Genomic DNA, 22,633 nt, shown 5'->3' on the forward strand with positions numbered 1-22,633 from the left:
CTAACCGTCGCTGCGCAGCGCCGCGATCGGATCCAGCGCCGCCGCCTGGCGCGCCGGGTACACGCCAAACGCCAGCCCGACCGCCACGCACAGCAGCACCGCCAGGAGCAGGCTCAGTGGCGACCACGCCACCGACCATCCGGCCAGTGCGGCGATCACGTAGGCCGCGACGGCGCCAAGCACGATGCCCAGCAGCGCCCCGCTGACAGCGATGACCAGCGCCTCCGCCAGGAACTGCTCCACCACGTCGCGCCGGCGAGCGCCCAGGGCGCGCTTCAGGCCCACTTCGCGGCGGCGCTCCAGCACATTGGCCAGCATGATGTTCATGATGCCGATGCCGCCCACCAGCAGCGACACCGCCGCGATCGAACTCATGACGATGGTGAAAATACGCTGCGTCTGCTGGTTCTGGCGGTACAGCCCCATGGGCACGATCAGGTTGGTGTCGTCGGCGCCGCCGTGGCGCTGGGCGATCAGGGCCTGCAACACGCGCGCAGCGCTGTCCGGCGCCACCTTGCCGTCCAGACGCACACTGATGCCGTCCACCTCATCCTCGATGCGCTTGAAGCTGAAGCGCGAACGGCCTGTTTCCCATGGCACGAACAGGCGCTCGTCGTCCAGCCCCAGCTTGACGCCTTCGAATTCCGCCTTGCTCGGCGTACGGTCGGCCAGCACGCCAACCACTTGCAGCCAGACGTGATTGAGCTTGACCCGCTGCCCGACCGCCGGCGTGGCGCCGAACAGGGTGTGCGACAGGCGGGCGCCGAGCACGCACACCGGGGAGCGCCTGGCGCCGTCGGCCTGGCTCAGCCAGCGTCCTTCCTTCAAGGCCAGCCCGCTATGTTCTGCGTAGCCTGGCGACACCGCGAATGCACGGCCACTCGCCACTTGCGAACCGAACACCAGCTGATCAACCTTGATTTCCTTTTTCAGCGCCACCGAACGCACACCGGGTACCACCGCCAGCGCCGCTGCGCCATCGGCGGCCGACAAGCCAAGCGAACGCGTACGCACTTCTTTCAATTGCTCCGCTTCGATATTTTTGCTCTCGACCAGCACGTTGTCCAGCCCCAGTTCAGCCACCAGGCGCAAGGCTTCGCGCTTGCTGCCTTCGCCCACTGCCAGCATGGCGACAATGGCGCCCACGCCGAAGATCATGCCCAGCAGCGTCAGCCCGGTACGCAGCTTGCGCCGCCGCAGCTCGGCGACCGCCTCCAATATCAATGCACGGTTCATGACTTTATTTCCGCCGGCGGCACCAGGATGATGCGCGCACCGGCCGCCAGGCCGCTTTTGATTTCGCTGCGCACAGGACCGCGCTGGCCCAGTTCAATCTTGTGTTTGACCGGCCGCCCCGCATCGTCGGTGTACACCACGTAGCCGGCGCCCTCCTGCACCAGCGACACGTTCGGCACCGTCAGCGCCGATTGACGAGCCACCAGCCAGACGGTTCCATTCAGCGCCTGCCCTGGTTTCAGCCCCAGGCGGCGCGCTGCGTCAGTCGCGATGGCGGCGTCGAACTCCGTGTATTTGACGGGCGAGTCGGACGAAATGGTACTGGCGCTGCTGCTTACCTTGGTCACGGCCAGATCGAGTTCGGTTCCGGTTCCGGCCAGCCGTACGCGCACCGGCATGCCAGGCTTGAGCCCATAAGCCCGCCCTTCCGGCACGCTGAAGCGCGCCACCAGCTGGTCCAGGTCCGGGATGAAGCCGAACGCTTCGCCAGCCATCTGGCTGGCGCCTACCAGCGCCTTGGCGCCATCCCAGCGCGCCGCCTGCAGGAAAACGCCATCGTGCGGCGCCAGCAGCTCGAGCGAATCCAGGCTCTGGCGCTTTTGCACGGCAGTCTGCTGCACGCTGTCGCGCTGGGAATGCAGGACCGCCTCCTGTGCGGCGCTTCGCGCCTGCGCCTGGCCGCCTTTCCAGTCAAGGTAGCCGCGCTTGGTGGTGAGAAAACCCACGTCAGCCAGCGCATCCAGGATGGTGTTTTTGGCGAACACGCTCAAATCCACGTTGGCATAGCGGCGGCTGAGGCTTAGGTCATCTTCTACCTTGGCGCGCTCGCCGGCCAGCACGCCGCGGTCGACGGCCGCGGCCTGGCGGCTGGCCTCTTCCGCCAGCGTCTTGCGCAAGAGTTCATATTCAGCCTGGCTCAATTCCATGCGCGACTGCGGGGCGTCGAAACGGGCCACGACCTGGCCTTTTTTAACGCTGCTGCCATCGGCCACCATGTCCACCAGCACCCGGCTGGACCAGCCGCTGCCCGGTACCGCAAGCGGCGTATCGGAAGCGGCTTTGATCTCGCCTTCCGCCTCCACGGTTTCATTCCATGCGCGCGCCGCGAGCGTTTCACTGGTGCCGGACGCAGCCGGCGGTGTCGCATCGCAAGCAGACAGCAAAGCGGCGCCAATGGCCGCGCTGACGGCCAGTTTGAGTGAGTGATGCATTGGTCTTCTCATGATTTGCCTGCAGCGGCGGCAACACGCTGCGCAGTGGCCGGCAGCAGCTCCACCTGGACTGCGGCGCCAGGCTTGAGATCTTTAGGCGGGGCATCGAACTGCAATTCAATATCGCGCACGACAGTCGATTGCGCCGCGGATTTGCCATGAAAGGCGCGGCCAAGCGCAATGACCCGGGCCGGCAATGCCTGGCGCGCGCCGGAAACGGTGACGCGCGCGGTCTGGCCGACATGCAGCCCCGCCGCCTGTGCCTCAGGCACCTTGGCATTGACGCACAGCTGGTCCGGATCGGCCAGCGTGGCGACGGAAAGCCCCATCCAGACTTGCGTGCCAATATTGAACTTCTCGCCGTTGAAATTGGTCCGGTACAGCATCAGTCCCCGGCGTGGTGCGAGCACCGTCAACGCAGCCTGGCCTTTGACAAGCACGGCGATCTGGGCCCGCCATTGCGCCAATTCCGATTCAAGGTCGGAACGTTCGGCCTGGCGGGCGCGCCGCTGCGCCTCGTACTGGGACTTGGCCAGCCTTGACAACGCAGTCTTCTCCGCACGCTCGATCACCAGTTTGTCGTAGTCGACACGGCGTATCAGCTCCTTCGGCTGGCTGGCCTTGCGCTCGGCCTTCTCGGCATTGCTCTGTGCTTCGGCCTGCGCCAGCAGTCCGGCGCGATCCGCTTCCGCCTGGTCAAGCTTCAGCTTCTCCAGCGCGCTTTCACGCTCTCTCAGGCTACCTTGTTTGGCGACCAGCTGGTTCGCCACTTCGCTCGATTCGAATACGGCAATCGGCTGCCCGGCGTCCACCATCATCCCCTCAGGCGCCAGGCGCGCCAGTTTGTACTGCCAGACGAAGGGGATGGTCGGCGGCGCCACCGGCATCGTCAGGCGCGATGCGATTTCACCTTCCACCGACAAGGCAGCGGCGGATTCGCGGGCAATCGCCGCCGGCTGCGCCAACACGGCGGGAGTCTGCACCAGGGGTTCGGCCAGCACGCTCATGCCGGCTACCAGCGGCAGGCCATGATTTTCCGGCAGCGCGATCTTGACCCGGAAATAGCGCCCAAGACCCCACTGGGTACGCGTTTGCGGTGCACCGCTGATAGCGGCGACCTTGCCAACCAGCGCGGCGCCGGGCAGCGCATCGAAGTGCAGGCTGACCTGCTGGCCTTCCTGCAAATAGGGACGGTCCGCTTCCAGCACCCAGGCCGTAACGCCCATCTGCCCATCGCCCATCACGACACCGGCTTCATTGCCGGGCCATGCCGTGGAGCCTTCATCCAGGCGATCGCCGCGCCAGGGACTGTAGCCATGCACCACCACCCCATCGCGTTCGGCGCGCACCTCGGACTGTGCTTGCTGGGCGATCTGGTATGCCAGGTTGATTTGCGACTTCTTCACTTCGAGTTCGCCGTCTTCCTTGCGGCGGAGCACGGCCTGGCGCGCATTCTGCAGTCCTTCCTGCTTGATGGCGAGATCGCGCGTAGCACGGTCCAGCTCCGCCTGGTAACTGTCGAACTTCAAGCCGCCCACCTGCTCTTTGGGCAGCTTGGCGTCGATCCTTGCCTTGTCCAAGGCGGCCTTTGCGCTCACCAGCGCCTTTTCGGCTTCGATCGCCGTCACCTCGAGGCTCGCGGCGTCCTTTTCGGCGCGCGCACGAGCGCGTTCCAGTTCGCTCTTCAGATTGTCAAGATTCGCCATGCCGTTGGCTTCGATCCGCAATACAACTTCGCCGGCCTTGACCTGGCTGCCTTCGGCCACGAAATTGCGCAGGACGATGGGGGAACTGTTCGACGGCGGCACAAACACCCTTTGCGAATCCAGCGCTTCCACCTCACCGGTCAGCAGCACAGGCCGCACGTCATCCTTGGACACCACCGGCGCAGCTGGCGCCGGCGCGGCCGGCGAATGGGGCCGATTGACGCCGGCAGCGACCGCCGCGGCCAGGGCGGCCGCAACACACACCACGGCAAGATACCGGCGCTTCATGCCTGGCCGGCGTCAATGCGGCCGTCGCGCAGGTGGATGGTGCGCTGCGCGGCGGCAGCAATGTCCGGGTCGTGGGTGACCAGGACCAGCGTCTGGCCGCCTGCATGCAATTCGCGCAGCAGCGCCATCACCTCGGCCGCGCTGCTGGAGTCCAGGTTGCCGGTCGGCTCATCCGCCAGCAGCAGGGCCGGCTGGTTCAGCAAGGCGCGCGCAATAGCGGCACGTTGCAGCTGCCCGCCGGAGAGTTGCCCCGGCAAATGATGGAGCCTCTGCCCCAGTCCGATACGTTGCAGCAGCTGCGTGGCGCGCTGCGCCGCCTGCGGATCCGCGCTGCGGGCGTAGCGCTGCGGCAGCAATACATTTTCGAGGACGCTGAGCCTCGGCAGAAGGTGAAAAGACTGGAACACGAAGCCGATGCGGCGATTGCGGACGTCGGAAGCTGCATCATCGTCGAGCGCGCTGATTTCATCCTGCGCCAGGCGATAGCGGCCGCTGTCGGGGCGATCCAGGCCGCCCAGGACATTGAGCAGGGTCGATTTTCCCGAGCCGGAGGGCCCCATCACCGCGACGAACTCGCCCTGTGCGATATGGAGATCGATGCCGTCGAGCGCGCGGATATCGCTGCCGCCCTGGCGATAAGTCTTGCGGATGTCGCTGAGTTCAATCATGCGCGGGAGTATCCACGCGGCATATCTATTTGTCAATTATAAAAAATATCATTCCCCCTCATCATTTTCAGGCAGGACGCGGTTCCCCGTGCCCTGCCCGCACCGTCAGAACCTGAAGCTCGCGCGTGCGTAGTAATAGCCTCCATTGATGCCAAATGGCGAGAACGATGGATAAATCGTGACCGCCGTGTTATCGAGATTAGCCCGGTAAACCGCCAACAGGGCCGGGTTCACCTGGTCCGGGTAACGGTTGAAGATATTGTTGCCGCCCACGGTCAGGGTCCAAGCCTTGTCCAGCTTGTAGCTGACCTCGAGGTCGGTGGTCGCGGCGGCGCCAATCTCGTTCTTGAACCATTCCGCGCCGTCCGGGCTGGCCCACTCATGCGATTTGCCATACAGCGATTCACGCAGGTTGACTGTCCAGGCGCCACTTTTCCACAGCGCCCCCAGGTTGATGCGGGTCTTGGGCGACGCCGCTTCCAGGTGGGAGATGGCCTGCATGTCCAGCAGCGTCTGCGGCTGCAGTTCCACCGGCGCCTGGTTGATCTTGGTCACGCGCACCTGGTTCCAGTTGGCGGCCACCGACCAGTCGACACGGCCGTATTCGCCGTAGTTGCTGTTCAAGGTGGTCACGAATTCCATGCCGCGGCTGCGCGTATTGACGGCGTTGGAGAAGATGTTGATACCAGTCTGCACCACCGTCGGGTCCAGCACATTGCCATTGGCCTGGATCGCCGCCACCACCGCCGGCGAATTGTCGGCGCCGCCGGAGCCATACAGTGCGCCGGAACCCACGATCCGGTCGCGGATCTTGATCTGGTAAGCGTCCAGCGTGATCGCCAGGTTGCTGGCGGGGTTCAGCACCATGCCGAGGCTCAGGTTGGTGGACGCCTCGGGCTTCAGGCCATCGACCCCGACCAGCCTGGCCCCCGCCGAATTCGGCGCCAGCTGCACAAAGGCGCTGCGCGGGCTGACATTGGTGGCCGAATAGTATTCCTCGGCCAGCGTCGGCGCGCGGAAGCCGTTGGAATAGGTGCCGCGTAATGCAAACATCGGGTTGAAGTCGTAGCGGCTGGTCAGCTTGCCCACCTTGGCGTTGCCAAAATCGCTGAAATGCTCGAAGCGTCCCGCCAGGTCGACCGTCCAGTCGGCAAGCGGCTTGGCGATGGCGTTCAGGTAAATCGCCGAGTTGTTGCGCGAATACTTGCCGGCGTCGGTCAGCGAGAAGCCCGGGTAGGATTGCGAACCTTCCTTGTAGCGCGAAGCGGCATCGCCGGCTTCGATCTGGTACCGGTCCTGGCGCTGCTCGAGGCCCAGCGCAAACGTCAGCGGCGCAGCCAGGCCGATCTCGAAGTCGCGGCTCAGGTCCAGGTTATTGGTCCATTGGCTCGCGATAAAGGTACCGGCATGGAACACCGTCGGCGTGAAGCCGGTATCGTTGTACAGCGACACATTGCCCGAATCTTCTACACCGATGCGCGCCTTGTCGCGCCCATACGTGCTGCTGAAGTCCCAGGACCAGGCGTCGATCTTGCCCTTGGCGCCGGCGGTAAAAGCGAAGTCTTCGTCGCGCATGGTTTCCTTCGGGCTGAAACCGAGCGGATAGACCGCTGGCAACTTGTTCGGCATACGGTAGTTTTCGAAAGCACGCGCGTTCTTGCGGCCCACCGTGGTGAAGGCATACAGCTCGGCGCCGCCGCCAAGGTCGTAGCCCGCATTGGCGCCGAAGGTGTACAGGTGGTACTGCGCATCGCCGGAAATCCGGTTCAGGTTCGGGTAGCCAGGCGCCTGCAGCAGCGGCATGTTTTTCAGGTTGGTGGGATCGGATACGCGCGGGTCGATGCCGCCACGGTTGGTGAAGTTGTGGTATTTGCCTTCTGCAGTGATGCTGAGGTAGCCCTGCTCGCCCAGTTTGAAGCCGGCATTGGCGGCCGCATCCGGCGTCTGGCCGCCGCCGTCGGTATAGCCGCCATAGCTGGCATTGCCGCTGACGCCCTGGTTGTTCGATTTCAGGATGATGTTGATCACGCCCGCAATCGCATCGGTGCCATACTGCGCGGCGGCGCCGTCCGTCAACACCTCGATGTGGTCGATCATCGCCACCGGGATGTAGCTGAGGTCGGCCGCCGCGCTACCCTGGTAAGGCCCGCCCAGCACGGCCAGGTTGGAGGTGCCGTGGCGGCGCTTGCCGTTCACCAGCACCAGCGTGTTATTGGGGCTCAGGCCGCGCAAGCGTGCCGACAGCGTGAGGTTCGCGGTGTCGCCGCCGAAGGCTTGCGCCGTGAAGGAAGGCAGGTTTTGCACCAGCGCCTGGATCAGGTCTGGCTGGCCGGTGCGCTGCAGCGTGCCCGCATCCAGCACCTGCACCGGCGAAGCGCTGTTCTCCACCTTCAATCCATTGGCCCTGGTGCCGGTCACGATCACGGCCCCCGCCAGCACGGCGTTGGACGCCCCGGCCGCCGCTTCGCTATCGGCCGGTGTCTCGGCTGGATCGCCAGGATTGGCCAGGCCCATGCCCGCATGCAGCAGCATGATCGCTGCCGCGCAAGTCTTCAATTTGCCCTTCTTATGCATCGTGTGTCCTTTTATGATGAGGAATGGGAGGTGCAGCATCACTTCTTTGCCGCCACAACTTCGATTTCAACCAGCCAGCCGGGCACGTTCAGCGCAGCCACCTGCACCACTGCCCGCGCCGGCAGGTTGGCTTGTGCGCCCCCGAAGAACTGGGTGTAGGACTCCATGAAGCCCTTGATGTCGGCGCGGCCGCCCTTGGCCGGATCGCCGACCAGGAACACCTGCATCTTCACCACATCGCCCATGGATAAACCCATGCCCTTCAGGATCTCCTCAATCTTCTTCAGTACGCCCATGGTCTGGGTCTTGGTATCACCGTAGGCGGCCAGCGAATCGGCTGCGGCATTCTTGTCGATCACCGGCGGCACCTGGCCGCTGATGAAATGGATGGTGGCGTTCGGCGGCAAGGTGACTGCCTGCGCGATGGGAAAATCGGAGTTCGGAATCTTGTGGCGGATGATGTCCTGCGCATGCGCCATGCCGGAACCTGCGGCCAGCAGCGCTGCGCCGATAATCGCTTTTGCTTGCATACGTTTTCCTCAGTGTTTGTTGGACATCTGGCCGGCAGCGAAGGCCGGCACTTTCAGCGTTTCGCGCAATGCCTCCACCTCCTGCGCATTGAGCGGAGCCGCCTGGTTGCCCCAGGCGCTGCGCACAAAACTCAGGACTTCGGCAATGTCGGCATCGGACAATGTCGGGCTGAAGTCGGGCATGCCGCCGCGCCCCTTCAGCAGTACGGCAGCCACCTGGCTCGCCTCGCCCTGCACGAAGCCGTTGCCCGCCAGCGCAGGAAAAGCGCCGGGTATGCCCTTGCCCGTCGCCTGGTGGCAGGCAGCGCAATTCCTGGCAAAGAGCGCCTTGCCGTCGGCGTGGGCTGCCCCGTGCGCGATCAGCAGCAGCGCAAGGAAAATGATCCGCATACTCATGCCATGGCCCTTTCATGAATGCGTTCCAGTTGCTGCCATGCCGACTCGATGGCGCCTGCCTGCCAGCCGCCCAGATAGCTGAGATGCTCGCCGGCCAGCAGTACCCGGCCCTCGCCTTTCAACAGCAGCGGATACACGCTCTGGCGCTTTTCCTCGCTCCAGTCGGCCCAGCCACCCAGGTTGTATTGCACGCGGTGCCAGGCCACGGAGAAGGCGCTTTCAAAGGAATCGCGGTAAGCCGGGAAGATCTTTTCGCCGGCCCTCAGCGCGAATTCGGCCCGTTCCGAAGGCGTCATGGCGCTTACTTCGATGGCCGAAGTCTGGTAGTTGTAATAGCCCAGCAGCACCCCCTTCTTCCTTTGCCAGTTCGAAGACGGCAGCGAAATGGTGTTGATGCCCTCCATGTCGGTCAGCACGTGGCCACCGTAGATCTGGTCGTCCTCTTCCCAGAAGCGGCGCTTCATCTGCAGCCCGATCTTGCCGACCGGCGCATAGGCAACCGCGGCAATCGCCTGCTTGAACTGGTCGGAGAAGTCGCTTTCCACATGGCGCAAGACCGACAGCGGCATGGTGCAAAGGCAGTAGTCGGCGGACACGGTGCGCAGCTTGCCGCTGGCGGTATCCTTATAGGTCACCACCACCTCGCGCTCGCCGTGGCGGATCGATTGCACCTCGGCCTTGTAACGGATATGGCGCCCGACCTGATTCTCGAAGGCCTTGGCGATCGCATCCATCCCGCCTACCGGCTGGAACATGGTGTTCTGCATCGGGAAGTCCTGCACCGCGCTATAGACGTTGCCGATGCGCGAAGCGAGCAACTCCTTGAAGCCGAGCGGGTCTGACATCTGGCCCGGGTTCATGCCCGCTCCCGGATTGATGGCGTAACCGCGCCCGCTGCGTCCCTTGTAACGCAGGTCGGCCTGGTCCAGTTGCCCCTCGTGTGCCAGGTAATCGAGCAGCGCACGCTTGTCTTCGGCGCCCAGTTCCTGGTCCAACATATTGCCTTTGACCGCCTTGGCCAGCAATTCGGCGACGTGGCCGCGCATATCGGCCTTCACCGCGGCCGGCCGCAGGCGCTGCCGCGCCAAGGGGCCGCCGCTCTCGAGGTAGACGAATGAGTAGTCATTATCATTGACCATCACTTCCAGCGGCACGTCGAACCGGCGCGTGTAATACAGCGTGGACTGATGATGCAACGGAATGCGCCACGGGCCGTGATTGATATAGTGGCCTTCATCGAAGGTGCAGGCCTGCTTGTCACCGCCAAGCTCCGTCAGTGAGAAGCCCTTGCGCGCCGTCTGGCAACGTCCGCCGGCAAAGTCGCGCGCCTCAAGCACCTGCACCGCGTAGCCTAGCTTGCCCAGTTCATAGGCTGCCGTCATGCCGGCCAAGCCGGCGCCCAGGATGACCACCCGCTTGCCTTTTCCGCTGCCATTCAGGACGGGCGGTGCGTTGACCCTGGATGCGATGCCGATGCCCCAGGCATTCATCGTGTTCAGCAAGAGCCCTGTGCCACCTACTGCTGCAGCACGGTACAGGAACTGCCTGCGCGTTATTGAGCGTTCTTCCATCGTTCACCTCGTCTGCCATGAATGCAGGTAATCAAGCAACCGGCATGCCAAAACGTGCGGCGAAAGGACTCTATTCGGCCTCGAAAATAAAGTCTGCAAAAGAAAAGCGCGCCTTCCGTTGCAAGGCGCGCTTTTATACCGGCTGCGACAATACTTTGTTTTTCGCTAAAGATTCTCAGCCGCCGCGAACTTGCAAAGGCTCATGCACCATGCTGATGCGGTCGACCGGATGGCAGTCGTGGAACTGCAGCGGTGCAGCTGCGTCGACCAGGTAGACAGCGTCATCACAGCTTGGATCGACTGCCACCCGCACCGGCCAACGGCCGCGCAAACGCGCGCTGTCGAACCAATGTTCGGTCTCGGCACGCACGCAGCTGAAATAGCGGCCCTGCACGCAAATTCCCTCGGCGGTGACCCATGCCTCGCAGGTCGGGAGCAGGCAGCGGCGCACCAGGTCTTCCGGGAACTGCCTGAGCGATGCACCACGCAGGCGCGCTCCCCAGTCCCAGAGCTGCAGCGGCGCCCAGTTCCCGGCGTCCCTGGAGTGGTTGTAGGCGAGCAGGCGGTCCAGCACAATGCGCCGGAACTCGGCTAGCGTGAGCAAGCCATCCATCGCTTTTCCGGTGCCGCTGGCGGCGCTGCCGAAACAGCTGCGCAACGCCGGCAGCCAGCGGCGCTCCGGCACTTCATAGTCGGGCACGCAGCGCACGTGGAAGTTCGCCAGCAAGGTATCACGGTGGGCGCGCGCCATCAGTTCCGGCGCCAGCAGCAGACGATCAGGCAGGTGGCTGCATGGCCACTCCTGCTGCGCCAGCAGGCGTCCATGGCGGCGCGCCAGGCGGGTTTTGTCCGCCGCACAGCTGGCCAGCGCCTCATGGCCGGACTCCAGCCAGCCGCATCCAGCGAGGCGTAAAAGCCCACGACCATGCCGCTGAATACGTCCGTGACCACGTACAGGACAGGCGTCCCAACCAGCACATTACGGTCCTGGGCGTGCAGCAGCTGCATGGAAAACGGCAGCATCTCCAGCCGGAAGGCGGCGCCGGGCCGGCCGCGCAGCGCCACAGGCGCGCCATCCGGCAAGGGAGCCGGCAACGCCGGTCCGCCAATCATGTGACCGTGCTCGAGCCAGTAGTTGAACTGGCCGAAACTTGGCAGCGCCCCGCTGGCCGGCGTGCGCCGGACCCGGCGCGAATAAGGGTCCGCCGTGCGCTCACACAAAAAGTCCCTGAGCAGATCGCTGTAGGCGGCGCGACGGACAAAATGCGTGTGCGCAGCGGCATGGCGCGCGGCAGCCAGGTGAAATATGGTGCGCATCGCTTCATCGATATTGATCCCCGGTGATCCGCCATCCTTGCGCGGACGGCCGCGCTTCACGCCGGGCGTCGCCAGCCGCGTCTTGCCTGGCCCGCCGGAGTTTGCATAGTCGGGCAGCAGCGCGTTCGGCGTTTGCCCGCGCTGCCAGAAGCGGCGCAAATAGCGGTAGATTGTCGGATGGGATATGCCATGGCGGCGCGCCGCCTCCTGCACCAGTTCACCGCGCCGGCGCGCTTCATAGATGGCTGGTTCCTGCTCCACCAAGTCCGCCAGCATTTGCCAGGCCCGGTCGCGCGCCTCCAGATACTTTGGCGGCAGCGCTTGCTGGTTGGCCAGCACCAGGTAAGGGTCGGCTTCCAGCTTGCGCGCACGCCCCAGGGCCAGGGCGGATTCCAGCACTGGCAGCCGGTGCCTCTCGACTTTCGCAGTGGTGCAAGCCAGGTCGAAAACATAGGCGACGCCAGTCAGGACATCGATCCAGAGTATCCGGACCGTGCGCCGATTCGGTTCGTCCCATTCGAGGAGATCGTTTCGCAATAACATCCGTCACCTTTCAAAGAGGATCACGGATCGATACCCACGCAAGTTTCACACCAAGCAATCTTGGCGGAAAAGACGCTCTGAAGCCAGCTGATAGCGTGCAAGTGGTGCGCAAACGCACTGTACTTGTGCGCGCCTCGGCGCAATTACGTAACAATACGTAGAGGGAGGATCGCCGGTTCGGATAAATCAGCCGAAGCCGCTTATGATTTCTTTCAAAAAGTCGAGCTTTCTTTGACCCATCGAAATACTTTACATAGAGTCTGTTCCTTTGCTGCGACCGCCAGGGTCGCAACAGCAATTCTGGAGAATTGAGCTTGAGAGCTATACGTTCTATTTTCGGCGTGGCCGCAATGGCTGCACTGGCAGCGTGCAGCGCCCCGGGTGCCATACCTGGCGCCACTGCATTCAACTGGACATCCAGCGCCCCGCTGATCTCGCCGCAGCCGGCGCCAGACCGGACCATCTATGCTGTTAAAGATCCATCCATCATCCACACAGGCGGCAAGTATCACGTGTTCATGACGACCGCCGGATCCGATGGCTGGGGACTGGCATACACGAGCTTTGAGAAGTGGTCCGATGCATCGTCTGCGGAAATAGTCCCGCTTGCCAAATCTCCGATGGGACCGGGTTACCGCGCTGCGCCGCAGGTGTTTTACTTCGCGCCGCAAAAGACCTGGTATCTGATTTACCAGGGCGCCGATCCGCTTTACTCGACATCGAACGATATTGGCAATCCCTTATCCTGGAGCGCCCCCAAACCCTTTTTCCGCGCCACTCCCGACATCATCAAGCCGCCTCAGGGCAATGGCTGGCTGGATTTCTGGGTGATTTGTGACGAAGAAAAGTGCTATCTTTTCAATACCGACGACCACGGCCGCCTGCTGCGCTCCGAAACGGCGGTCGGCCAGTTTCCGAATGGCTTCCATAACACGGTCGCCGTCATCAGCGAAAAAACGGAGGACCTGTTCGAGGCCAGCAACACCTACCGGATTGCGGGAACGCATACCTACATTACCCTTGTCGAGGCGATCTCGCCGAAGGGGCGTTACTTCCGTATCTGGAAGAGCAGCACCCTCGATGGAAAATGGGAGCCCTTCTCGTCTGCGCCGATGAATGCATTTGCCAGCCGCGACAATGTTGGACAGTTGTGGTCGGAAGGGATCTCGCACGGCGAGATGATACGAACCAACGCCGATCAAACCATGACGATCGATCCTTGCCGCCCGCTCGAATACCTCTTCCAAGGCAACGACCCGGCAGTGCGCGTGGACGACTACATCAGGATTCCCTATCGCCTGGGCGTTATCACGGCAAAAGGAGAGAATCCGGTGAGCGCGCTCTGCCGCTAAGAGCCAACGCGCCCTTTTTCCATCGCATTTTTATGGCAGCTGCGCGTAAATGCCCTGGCTGTCCAGAACCACTTCGCTGAGCTTGCCCCGATAACGAAGCTTCACGCGCGCTGCAGGAGGCCCGGCGAGGCGCAATCCCGTCAACCGGCCGTCGCGCCAGGCGAGATCGACCGACAGCGCGCCGCGGGCCCGGATTCCCCGCACTTCGCCATTCTTCCACGCGGCCGGAAGCGCTGGCAGCAGCAAGACTTCACCGCCCCAGGACTGCAGCAGCATTTCCATGATGCCGGCGGCACCGCCAAAATTCCCGTCGATCTGGAACGGAGGATGCGCATCGAACATGTTCGGATAGGTGCGCATCGGACCAGTGAGCCCCTTGAGCACCGAGTAGGCGCGATCCCCGTCGCCCATGCGCGCCCACAGGCACACGCGCCAGGCGGTGCCCCAGCCGGTGGCGAAGTCGCCGCGCCGGATGAGTGAGATGCGTGCCGCCTGCAGCATTTCCGGCGTATCGCGCACGTTGATCTGGCTGCTCGGATACACGGCATACAGGTGGGATACGTGGCGGTGATGCTGGTCGGGCGCTTGCGCATCCCAGTCCTCCAGCCATTCCTGCAACTGCCCTTGTTGGCCGATGCGGTCCGGCGCCAGGCGCTCGCGCGCCGCACGGATCTGCACCAGCAGCGGCGCCTCCTGCTGCAGGATGTGCGCCGCCTCCAGCGTATGGGTAAACAGGTCGCGCAGGATCTGGCGGTCCATGGCCGGCCCGGCGACGAGCGACGAGCCGAAAGCATGCGGGTTTTCGGGCGAGAGCGAAGGCGACGTGATGAGGCCACGTCCGCGCGGATCCTCCACCAGCGTATCGAGGAAGAACTGCGCCGCTCCCAGCATCAACGGATACAGGCGTCGCAGCACGGCGGGGTCGCGGCTGTAGTCGTAATGGTCCCACAGCGTCACGCACAGCCAGGCGCCGCCGCATGGCCACATGCCCCAGAGCGCGCCATCGATGGGAGCGGCGGCTCGCCACAGGTCGGTGTTGTGGTGCGCTACCCAGCCGCGCGCCTGGTACATCGTGCGCGCCGTCACGGCGCCGGTCTGCGCCAGTTCCTCGACCATGCGCAGCAGCGGTTCAACGCATGCGCCAAGGCCGGACGGATCGGCCGGCCAGTAGTTCATCTCCGTGTTGATGTTGATGGTGTATTTGCTGTCCCATGGCGCATTGGTACCTTCGTTCCAGATGCCCTGCAGGTTGGCCGGCTGGGTTCCCGGCCGCGAGGATGAAATGAGCAGATAGCGCGCGTATTGCAGGTAAAGCGCATCCAGTCCGGGATCCGGCAGTTTGCCGGCCGCTGCGATGCGCTCGTCGGTTGGCCAGCGGTCCGCTGCGCTCGTCCCCAGGTCGACGATCATGGCCGAAAACAGGCGGCGATGCTCACGGATATGGTCATTCTTCAGCGCGGTGTAAGATTTGCGCGCGGCGCGCGCCATGTGCCCGCGCACGATCGCCACCGGGTCACCGCTCACGTCGCGGTAATTGACGTAGCTGGTGGCCGCGCCGACCAGCACGGTCACTTCGCTGGCGCAGCTCACGCGCAGCAAGCCACTGTCGACATCAATCCTGCCATCGCCCAGGACCTGCACGCGCATGGCGTAACGAAGGCCGGCCTCGATGCCGTTCTTGGCGGCGTTAGGGCCTGTCATCAGGAGCGCGTTGCCGCCATCGGGAGCGACACTGGCGCCAGCCGGCACTTCGCCTGCCTCCTCGCGCAGCAACCAGTCAACTGGACCCGCGCTGCCCAGATCAGTGGCCTGGCCAGCGTAGTCGGGTGCAATGTGCTGGACCTGGCGCGGGCCGCGCCAGCCAAGCGTAAAGCCGAGCTTTCCTTTCGGCGCCTGCAGGCGCAACACGATTACCTGGTCCGGAGCCGAGACGAAAGCTTCCCGCGTGAACGTCCCTACGGCGGTGCGGTAGCGTGTATGGGCTAGGGCGGTATCCAGATCGAGCGAGCGCTGGTAGTCGAGCGGCGTTGCGGCGCCTTCGATGTCCAGCAACAGATCGCCCAGCGTTCCATACGACATTTGCCATAGCGGTTTGGCCATCATCCCGGCATTGACCAGTGCCGTCGCTTCTTCGTACTTTTCCTGTGCCAGCAGTGCGCGCACCTTGGGCAAGATGCCAAGCGCCTCCGGATTGTCCGGCGTGTATGGGCCGCCGGACCATAGCGTATCTTCGTTGAGCTGGAGCCGCTCCTGGCCGACACGGCCGAACACCATGGCGCCGAGCCTGCCATTCCCCAATGGCAGGGCTTCTTCCCAGCGTTCTGCACTGCGCCGGTACCACAGCGAATTTTTGCCCGGATGCGGCGTCTCCTTGCTCCACGCGATGGGTAAGGCGCTCAGTGCGAGCCCGCCGAGCAAGGTGCGGCGAATCCAGTTGGGAGGGGATGGTGGAATGCTCATCGTTAGGCGATCCAGGCAAAAGCACGCATGGTAAGGCTAGTTCCCTCCTCATTTCAGCCACTGGTCAATTTCATTACGGCCGTTGGAAATATTCGTAATTGCCATGGGATGCTGCCGCTTCGACAATTGCCGCAAGGCAACTTTAAACATTGGAAGGATGGCATGAAAGTACACAAGGTGCGGGCGATCGCCCTGACGATCGCCGCAGCGGGACTCGCCGGCGGTTGCGGTGGCGGTTTGGAACGTTTCGACAGTGCGGCGGAACCAAACAACTCCAGCAACACACAGATTTCAAAAAGCCCTGGCGGCACGCCCGACGCCGGCACGCCCGGCACGGGTAGCACGCCGGGCGCAAGTGGCGCGCCCAGCATGGGCGACATGGCCAATACGGGCGCCACACCCAGCGCAGGCGGCACTGGGAGCACAGGCGATGCGACAAGCGCAGGCAGCACGCCCAGCGCAGGCGATACGCCCAGCACCGGTGGCACGCCCAGCGCAGGTATCACACCCAGCGCAGGTATCACACCCAGTGCAGGAACAACGCCCAGCGCAGGCAGCACGCCCAGTGCAGGAACCACGCCCGGCTCGGGCGGCACATCCAGCAATGGCCGCGCGCCCGCCGCAGGGGGCACAGCCGGCACTGGCGGCACGGTAGCCCGTGTCTTCAGTCACCCCGGCACCCCACTCACCCGTTCAGACCTGGACACGCTCAAGTCCTACGTCAGCCAGGGCCGGGAACCTTGGAAGTCCGCCTACGACCAACTGACAAACGATGGCAAGGCCAAGCTCACCTATGCCATGGCCGGCCCTTACGCGACAGTGAGCCGGGCCCCGGACTTGAACCTCTGGGCATGGCGCAACGACATGGTCGCGATCTGGAACCTCTCGCGCATGTGGTACTTCACCGGCAACGAGGAATACGCAAAGAAGGCGCGTGCGATCCTGATGGCGTGGGCAACGACGCAGCTTGCGTTCTCTGGCCGCGAGTCGATGCTCGACCTGGGCGACTATGCCTATATGTTCGTGGGCGGCGCCGACATCCTCCGCGGCACATGGCCAGGCTGGACGGAAGCCGACACCGCTACGGTGAAGAAATACTTCAAGAATGTCCTGATGCCGGCTTCGAATCCCTATGGCGACCAGCAGTTCGGCGCCGCCAACAAGGGCGCGCTGGCCCTGGTTTCCCTCGGATTGATGGCCATCTTCAACGACGATGAAGAAGCGTTGAACAAGGTCGTTTACCAGGCGCGCACACTGGCCCACATCGGGCTGCGCAATTCCAACGATATCGGCATGCTCGGCGACTCCCTGCGCGACCAGGGCCACTTCCACGGGCAGCTTAGATCGCTGACCATGCTCGCCGAGGCGCTCTGGAAACAGGGCATCGACATCTATTCCGATCTGGACGACCGCCTGTTGGCATCGGGTGAATATTTCGCGCGGGTGAACGAGCTCGTACCGACCAACGCACTCCCGTTTGGCACCACCGATGCCTATTACACCGCCGACGTGACCAACCGCGGATGGGACGGCTGGGGTGGCGGGAACATTGTGCTGAATCAGATCCATGCCGCCTACGTGCTCCGCAAGGGCATGCAGGCTCCCTTCATCGCACAACGACGCCTGTGGATGCCGGTGGACGGCAACAGCTTCATGTTCTTGAAGGAGGCCGATGCTTCCGTCGCGGCGCCGGCGCCACAGCTCTCCATACCATCAGCCATCCCGCTCACATCGGGCCTGAGCGACATTGATATCGGTGGCGCCACCCCTGCCGGCACGGCCAAATATGCCGCCGGCAATTGGACGGTGACAGGCGCCGGCGCAGAGATCTGGGGCACAAACGACAGCTGCCACTTTGCTTACAAGGCCCTCGTCGGCGATGGCGCCATCATCGCCAAGGTCGAAACGGTGCAGAACACCGGACTGTCTGCAAAGGCGGGCGTGATGATGCGCACCAGCCTCGACCAGGGCGCACCGCGCGCGTGGATGGCCATCACCAATCGCATCCAGGCCGAGCAGAATATGCAGAAGCTTACCGCTTATGGCGGCAGCAACTACGCGAACAAGACACTTCCTATTGCGAACACTGCGGCCTCGTATTGGGTGAAACTTGAGCGTATTGGCAACGTCATTACTGGCTACCTGTCTCCCGATGGCACCAATTGGGCTGCCACGGACGTCGGCCGCATCGACGGCCCGCTTCCGGACACGATTTATGCGGGCCTGGTGGTGGCTTCGACCGTCAATGGCACACCAGGCAGCTCAGTCTTCAGCAACGTCCAGATCACGGGTGGGGACGGTAACGCGCCGAGCGTGATCCCTGCAGCGCCGGCCACGCTGCTGGCCGAGCCGGGCGATGGCGCCGTTCCGCTGCGCTGGCAGCGCTCATCCGGCGCCACCCGCTACATGGTCAAGCGCGCCACCTCCAGCGGCGGCCCGTACACGGCCATCGCAACGGATGTCAAGGGCGGCAGCTATACGGACAGGTCGGTGGCCAACGGCGTGACGTACTACTACACCGTTAGCGCAGCAAACTCCGCCGGGGTGAGCGCCAATTCTCCCGAAGACGCGGCCACTCCGGCTCACCCGATGGTCAATGTCGCCGCCGGCGGCAGCGCCAACGACAGTGCGAACAACGCGGACAACGCCAGGCACGCGTTCGACCATAACTCTGCGACGCAATGGTTCTACAAAGGCGTGCAAGGCTGGCTGCAGTATGACCTCGGCCACGCCGAGACGGTCCAGCGCTACACTGTCATCAGTTCCAACGACCTGGTTCCGCGCGACCCGAAGGACTGGCAGCTCCTGGGTTCCAACGACGGCGTGACCTGGCAAACACTCGATGCACAGAGCAACCAGACCTTCACCCGCCGCTTCGCACCGAAGAATTATGCCGTCTCACGACCTGGCGCCTATCGCTACTACCGGCTCAACATCACGGCCAATAACGGCGATGCCACTTTTACGGACCTGGCCGAATTGGGGCTGTTCGTTTCCAAGCCGTAGCAAGCGCAGTGTTCGGCCTCGCCTTCCGGCTTCCGCCGGATGAGGCGAGGCCAACGTGCCTCGATGCGCTTGTTCGACTACTTGAACCGATCAAAGAAGGCCTTGGACTCCTGCGCCGAGAAATTGGGGTACCAGTGGCCGCCCGTCTCTGTGCCGCACCAGATCACGGGCTTGCCGCTGTCGCAGCCTTGGTACTCTACGCAGCCGTTGCTACCTACCGGAACTGTGCTGGCGCTACAGCTATTGCGCTTCAAGAAGAGATCCCGCGCCTCCATCCCCGCTGAATAAGGTACTACATTATCGTCTTTGGCGTGAATGAAAAGGGCCGCCACTTTGGAGGAAGAACCGGCACAGCCGCTCCAAAGTGAACCTGCCATCGGCACGATCGCCCGCACCACGTCACCCATTTCGCATCCGATGGCGTTCGACATCATGCCGCCGAAACTGAAGCCGGTAGCGAAAACGCGCTGCGTGTCGGTGCACGCGCCCTGCTGCACTTCGCTGATCATCGCGCGCATGAAGCGGATGTCGCGGTCGCCAGTGTTGGCCCAACCTTTGTCCAAGCCTTCCGGAGCAATAAAGATGGCATTGTCGCCATACAAATTCTTCAACCCGAAAAAGCCGCTCCAACCGTAGACGTCGGCGGCGCTGCCATCACGCCAGTGCAGCCCGATGATCACGGGATAGTTCTTGTTGCGATCATACGTAGCAGGCATGTCGACCCAGTAGCTGCGCTGGATACCGTCGCTGGTGAGCGAGTGCAGGCCGGTAGCCAACTTGGAACCGCTGCCACAGCCGGCAGAGGTATTCCCCGGCGCGGCGTCAGGCGTGGGGGACGTGGATCCCACGGCCGGTGGTGTTGCTGAAGTGCTTGCGGCCCCGGTCCCTCCTCCGCAAGCAACCAATGTCGTGAAAAGTAGTGCGGCCCATGCACGTCTCATAAGTGCTCCTAGTTTGATTGGGGGATACAGCGCACCGGCGACATCCTGGCCGGATGCGACCAGGGATTCTAATAGCCGAAATCTCAACCGTGTTGTATGTTTTTCCCCAATAGCCGACATGTTTTTGAATGACCTGTGTCGTCGCCGGGCTAGCAGAAATCATTCTCACCGCCAGCAATTTTCGTAATTGCCTTATCACGTCATGCGTCGCAAAAATAGCCGCATCTGCGCCTGCCGGAACAGTGCCGACTGCTTTCACTATCCAATTTTGCGAAAGGCCTTGCTATGTCCTTCAACCGGCGTTCAATGCTCAAAGCCACCCTCGCGGCGCTGCCGGCGCACTGTGTCGCCAGCGAGCCTGGCCAGTTTGCGCGTCCCGTTGCAGATACGGTGCCGGTCGATACTGCACGCGCCTTCCTGGCGCACGAAGTGCGCTTGCTGCCCGGAAGCCCCTTCTATTTGCGGCAGGAGCTGCATCGCAAAGGAGTGCTCGCGTCTTACGATCCCGACAAGCTGCTTTACTCCTACCGCGCTTTGGCCAGACTTCCCCAAAAGGAAGGTATCGAAAGCGGCTACGACGGCTGGGACAGCGGTTTCCTCCGCGGGCACATGACAGGACACTATTTGTCCGCCGCCTCGCGCATGGCAGTGGCTACGGAAAGTCCCCTCTTTCGCGAACGGGCCGACTACCTCGTGGGGGAGCTCTTCAAATGTCAGGCGAAGCTGAATCTGGATGGTTACCTGGCCGCTTTTTCCCCGGCAGCATTCGACCACCTTGAAGGTAAACCAGGCGCCGACGCCGAGGGTATTGCCGCGCCTTATTACACGATACAGAAGCTGATGTCGGGCCTACTCGACGCCCATGCATATCTTGGCAACAAGCAGGCACTCGAGGTGGCCATCGGGATGGCCGACTATTTTGGTAAACGGCTCGCTGCGCTGAATGCCGCGCAGATTGAAAAGATCTTCCGCACGGACGAGAGCCGTAATCCACAAAACGAATTTGGTGCGATGAGCGACGTCCTGACGGAGCTCTTCAAGATCAGCAAAAATCCCCTCCATCTCCAGATCGCTCGCATGTTCAATCGCGCATGGTTTGTCGGCCCGCTCGCCGGAGGCGAGGACCATCTTGGCGGCCTACACGCCAATACGCATATCGCGCAAGCAGTGGGCTTGGCTAACAGCGCGAACGTGCACGGCAATCCGCAGGAACTGAAAGCATCCGAAAACTTCTGGCGGCTGGTTGTGCACAGGCATTCGTTCACCAACGGCGGCAATTCATTTACCGAATGGTTCGACAAACCCGGCGCGGAAGCCGGCCCCTCCATCGACGACGGGAAAGCATTGCCACCGACTACGGCCGAAACGTGCAATACCCACAACATGCTCAAGCTTAGCGCCAGGCTGTTCGAACGCAACCGCCTGCCGGAGCTTGCCGACTACTACGAGCGCGCGCTGTACAACCACGTACTGGCGTCGGTGGCGCCCGATTCGGGCGCCATGACCTACTTCACGCCTTTCCATGGGAATTTTCGCACTTATCTCAACGGCAGCTTCTGCTGTACGGGCACCGGTATTGAAAACACCGCACGCTACAACGAAGGCATCTACTTCCACAAGGATGATTCACTCTGGGTGAACCTGTACATCCCATCCGAGCTTAGCTGGAATGACGCCGGAATGGTTCTGCGGCAGCAAGGGGATATCACACGGGGGCAACGCGTGCGCTTGACGGTAGTCAAAGCCGGCGCCAACGCCGTCACGCTCAATTTGCGCATCCCCAAATGGGTCGCCAAGCCGGTCACAGTAAGACTCAACGACAAGCGGCAAGCCGTCGACGCAAAGCCAACGAGCTATGCCTCATTAAGGCGGCAATGGAAAGCCGGCGACGTGATCGAGCTGACGCTTCCAACCGGGTTGCGGCTGGAGCAAGCCCGGGACATTCCCTCGATGGTCTCCATATTCCATGGTCCCGTATTGCTGGCCGGGGAGCTCGGCAAAGAGAATATGCCTGGCAGCGATGTGGGAGACAAAGATGCTTACCTGAAGATCGCGGCGGCGCCGGTACCCGATATCGTCAGCGGGTCCAGCAGTCCTGCCGATTGGCTCGCGCCGCTTCCCGGCGATCCGTCCGCATTCCAGATGAAGAACGCGGGTCCGGCAGACGGAATTGTTCTTCGGCCGCTATTTGACTTGCATCATCAACGCTATTCCGTCTATTGGCACCTTGTCTAAGGCATCAGGTCACTTATGCCTTTGCCAAAGCGAAGCCAGCCTGAAGTTCGAGTTCGCGCAGACGACGGTCAGAGCGGATACCCAACGTAGCATGTTCGATCCGCGCGATGCTTCGCAAAAGCACCGTCGCGATCAAAGGCGGACTCACGCCCCGCGCGACGGCAGAATCAAAGGCTGCTTCCATTCCGCTCGACTCTCGTAAGCTGAGCGCGTATGAAAGCTTTTCGGCCGTAAGGTAGTCGGTTCGTCTCGTCATGATTTCATACTATGTTGCCCCCGCAAGACCTGGCGCGCGCCATGCGGCGCTGCTGCGATTCGATCTTGAAGTGTGCCGCATCGCTGCCGGAAATCGACCACGCGGCACCGCTCCCTGCCGCCAGGGTGGCCGGCGGGATAAGGAATTTGCGCTCACGCCCTCCGCTCGCACCACCGCTGCGAACTACGACGAGCGCCGCAAGAAGGGGCGGGATGAGAGTCACTGGTCAAGCAAGCTGTTCGATTTCATTAGCAGGATTGCTGGTTTTCGCAATCGCTGGGCCGGTCGCCGCTTTTTATAATTCCCGGTACCACAACGGCAAACCACCCCACCGTGCGCCCCC

Annotated in this window: 17 protein-coding genes; 4 read left to right on the forward strand and 13 right to left on the reverse strand. The window is 62.8% G+C overall.

What is annotated here, in order from left to right:
- The 10 genes from GM658_RS05200 to GM658_RS05245 form a co-directional block, all read right to left on the reverse strand.
- Positions 1–1,236, reverse strand: coding sequence for an ABC transporter permease (locus GM658_RS05200; protein ID WP_155452942.1), 1,236 nt, complete (start codon positions 1,234–1,236; stop codon positions 1–3).
- The gene (locus tag GM658_RS05205; protein WP_229416763.1) at positions 1,233–2,447 is read right to left on the reverse strand and encodes an efflux RND transporter periplasmic adaptor subunit; all 1,215 of its coding nucleotides are present in this window, start codon (positions 2,445–2,447) and stop codon (positions 1,233–1,235) included. The genes GM658_RS05200 and GM658_RS05205 overlap by 4 nt, the downstream gene beginning before the upstream one ends.
- 8 nt (positions 2,448–2,455) lie before the next feature.
- Entirely contained in the window at positions 2,456–4,441 is a 1,986-nt protein-coding gene (locus GM658_RS05210; RefSeq protein ID WP_155452944.1) for an HlyD family secretion protein, read from the reverse strand.
- Positions 4,438–5,109, reverse strand: coding sequence for an ABC transporter ATP-binding protein (locus GM658_RS05215; protein ID WP_155452945.1), 672 nt, complete (start codon positions 5,107–5,109; stop codon positions 4,438–4,440). Before GM658_RS05215 ends, GM658_RS05210 begins: the two co-directional genes overlap by 4 nt.
- A 105-nt stretch (positions 5,110–5,214) precedes the next feature.
- A complete protein-coding gene (locus tag GM658_RS05220) occupies positions 5,215–7,683 on the reverse strand; it encodes a TonB-dependent receptor plug domain-containing protein (protein WP_155452946.1) in 2,469 nt (822 codons plus the stop codon).
- Positions 7,684–7,721: 38 nt separating this feature from the next.
- Positions 7,722–8,213 carry a RidA family protein gene (locus tag GM658_RS05225; RefSeq protein WP_155452947.1) on the reverse strand — a complete coding sequence of 164 codons (492 nt, stop codon included), beginning with the start codon at positions 8,211–8,213 and terminating at the stop codon, positions 7,722–7,724.
- Between the two features lie 9 nt (positions 8,214–8,222).
- Positions 8,223–8,609, reverse strand: a complete 387-nt coding sequence (locus GM658_RS05230) for a c-type cytochrome (protein ID WP_155452948.1) — start codon at positions 8,607–8,609, stop codon at positions 8,223–8,225.
- Positions 8,606–10,180 (reverse strand): flavin monoamine oxidase family protein, encoded by a 1,575-nt coding sequence (locus GM658_RS05235; RefSeq protein ID WP_155452949.1) that lies wholly within the window; start codon positions 10,178–10,180, stop codon positions 8,606–8,608. Before GM658_RS05235 ends, GM658_RS05230 begins: the two co-directional genes overlap by 4 nt.
- A 175-nt stretch (positions 10,181–10,355) precedes the next feature.
- Entirely contained in the window at positions 10,356–10,931 is a 576-nt protein-coding gene (locus GM658_RS05240) for a hypothetical protein (protein ID WP_155452950.1), read from the reverse strand.
- Entirely contained in the window at positions 10,931–12,034 is a 1,104-nt protein-coding gene (locus GM658_RS05245; RefSeq protein ID WP_170298675.1) for a TnsB C-terminal domain-containing protein, read from the reverse strand. Before GM658_RS05245 ends, GM658_RS05240 begins: the two co-directional genes overlap by 1 nt.
- Before the next feature lie 356 nt (positions 12,035–12,390).
- Here GM658_RS05245 and GM658_RS05250 point away from each other — a divergent pair, with 356 nt between their 5' ends.
- Complete coding sequence (locus tag GM658_RS05250) at positions 12,391–13,392, forward strand: glycoside hydrolase family 62 protein (protein WP_155452952.1); 1,002 nt, start codon at positions 12,391–12,393, stop codon at positions 13,390–13,392.
- A gap of 30 nt (positions 13,393–13,422) precedes the next feature.
- Here GM658_RS05250 and GM658_RS05255 read toward each other — a convergent pair whose 3' ends face one another.
- Positions 13,423–15,852: a glycoside hydrolase family 95 protein gene (locus tag GM658_RS05255; protein ID WP_155452953.1), complete on the reverse strand. Its 2,430-nt coding sequence runs from the start codon at positions 15,850–15,852 to the stop codon at positions 13,423–13,425.
- 162 nt (positions 15,853–16,014) lie between these two features.
- Between GM658_RS05255 and GM658_RS05260 the strand changes: the two genes are divergently transcribed.
- Complete coding sequence (locus GM658_RS05260) at positions 16,015–18,858, forward strand: discoidin domain-containing protein (RefSeq protein WP_229416767.1); 2,844 nt, start codon at positions 16,015–16,017, stop codon at positions 18,856–18,858.
- Between the two features lie 77 nt (positions 18,859–18,935).
- Here the strand turns inward: GM658_RS05260 and GM658_RS05265 are convergent, their stop codons facing one another.
- The gene (locus GM658_RS05265; RefSeq protein ID WP_211841811.1) at positions 18,936–19,634 is read right to left on the reverse strand and encodes a CE1 family esterase; all 699 of its coding nucleotides are present in this window, start codon (positions 19,632–19,634) and stop codon (positions 18,936–18,938) included.
- Between the two features lie 471 nt (positions 19,635–20,105).
- Between GM658_RS05265 and GM658_RS05270 the strand changes: the two genes are divergently transcribed.
- Positions 20,106–22,034 (forward strand): beta-L-arabinofuranosidase domain-containing protein, encoded by a 1,929-nt coding sequence (locus GM658_RS05270; RefSeq protein ID WP_170298676.1) that lies wholly within the window; start codon positions 20,106–20,108, stop codon positions 22,032–22,034.
- A gap of 13 nt (positions 22,035–22,047) precedes the next feature.
- Here GM658_RS05270 and GM658_RS05275 read toward each other — a convergent pair whose 3' ends face one another.
- Positions 22,048–22,290: a hypothetical protein gene (locus GM658_RS05275; protein WP_155452955.1), complete on the reverse strand. Its 243-nt coding sequence runs from the start codon at positions 22,288–22,290 to the stop codon at positions 22,048–22,050.
- Between GM658_RS05275 and GM658_RS05280 the strand changes: the two genes are divergently transcribed.
- Positions 22,289–22,591, forward strand: coding sequence for a hypothetical protein (locus tag GM658_RS05280; protein WP_155452956.1), 303 nt, complete (start codon positions 22,289–22,291; stop codon positions 22,589–22,591). The two genes, GM658_RS05275 and GM658_RS05280, sit on opposite strands and share 2 nt — an antisense overlap.
- The last annotated feature ends 42 nt before the right edge of the window (positions 22,592–22,633 follow it).

The organism is Massilia eburnea, assembly GCF_009720745.1.
GTDB lineage: Bacteria > Pseudomonadota > Gammaproteobacteria > Burkholderiales > Burkholderiaceae_D > Rugamonas > Rugamonas eburnea.

Coding starts and splice junctions, on each gene's coding strand:
- GM658_RS05200 (WP_155452942.1), bottom strand. CDS start 1,236: ATGAACCGTGCATTGATATTGGAGGCGGTCGCCGAGCTGCGGCGGCGC.
- GM658_RS05205 (WP_229416763.1), bottom strand. CDS start 2,447: ATGCATCACTCACTCAAACTGGCCGTCAGCGCGGCCATTGGCGCCGCT.
- GM658_RS05210 (WP_155452944.1), bottom strand. CDS start 4,441: ATGAAGCGCCGGTATCTTGCCGTGGTGTGTGTTGCGGCCGCCCTGGCC.
- GM658_RS05215 (WP_155452945.1), bottom strand. CDS start 5,109: ATGATTGAACTCAGCGACATCCGCAAGACTTATCGCCAGGGCGGCAGC.
- GM658_RS05220 (WP_155452946.1), bottom strand. CDS start 7,683: ATGCATAAGAAGGGCAAATTGAAGACTTGCGCGGCAGCGATCATGCTG.
- GM658_RS05225 (WP_155452947.1), bottom strand. CDS start 8,213: ATGCAAGCAAAAGCGATTATCGGCGCAGCGCTGCTGGCCGCAGGTTCC.
- GM658_RS05230 (WP_155452948.1), bottom strand. CDS start 8,609: ATGAGTATGCGGATCATTTTCCTTGCGCTGCTGCTGATCGCGCACGGG.
- GM658_RS05235 (WP_155452949.1), bottom strand. CDS start 10,180: ATGGAAGAACGCTCAATAACGCGCAGGCAGTTCCTGTACCGTGCTGCA.
- GM658_RS05240 (WP_155452950.1), bottom strand. CDS start 10,931: ATGGCGCGCGCCCACCGTGATACCTTGCTGGCGAACTTCCACGTGCGC.
- GM658_RS05250 (WP_155452952.1), top strand. CDS start 12,391: ATGGCTGCACTGGCAGCGTGCAGCGCCCCGGGTGCCATACCTGGCGCC.
- GM658_RS05255 (WP_155452953.1), bottom strand. CDS start 15,852: ATGAGCATTCCACCATCCCCTCCCAACTGGATTCGCCGCACCTTGCTC.
- GM658_RS05260 (WP_229416767.1), top strand. CDS start 16,015: ATGAAAGTACACAAGGTGCGGGCGATCGCCCTGACGATCGCCGCAGCG.
- GM658_RS05270 (WP_170298676.1), top strand. CDS start 20,106: ATGCTCAAAGCCACCCTCGCGGCGCTGCCGGCGCACTGTGTCGCCAGC.
- GM658_RS05280 (WP_155452956.1), top strand. CDS start 22,289: ATGATTTCATACTATGTTGCCCCCGCAAGACCTGGCGCGCGCCATGCG.
- GM658_RS05275 (WP_155452955.1), bottom strand. CDS start 22,290: ATGACGAGACGAACCGACTACCTTACGGCCGAAAAGCTTTCATACGCG.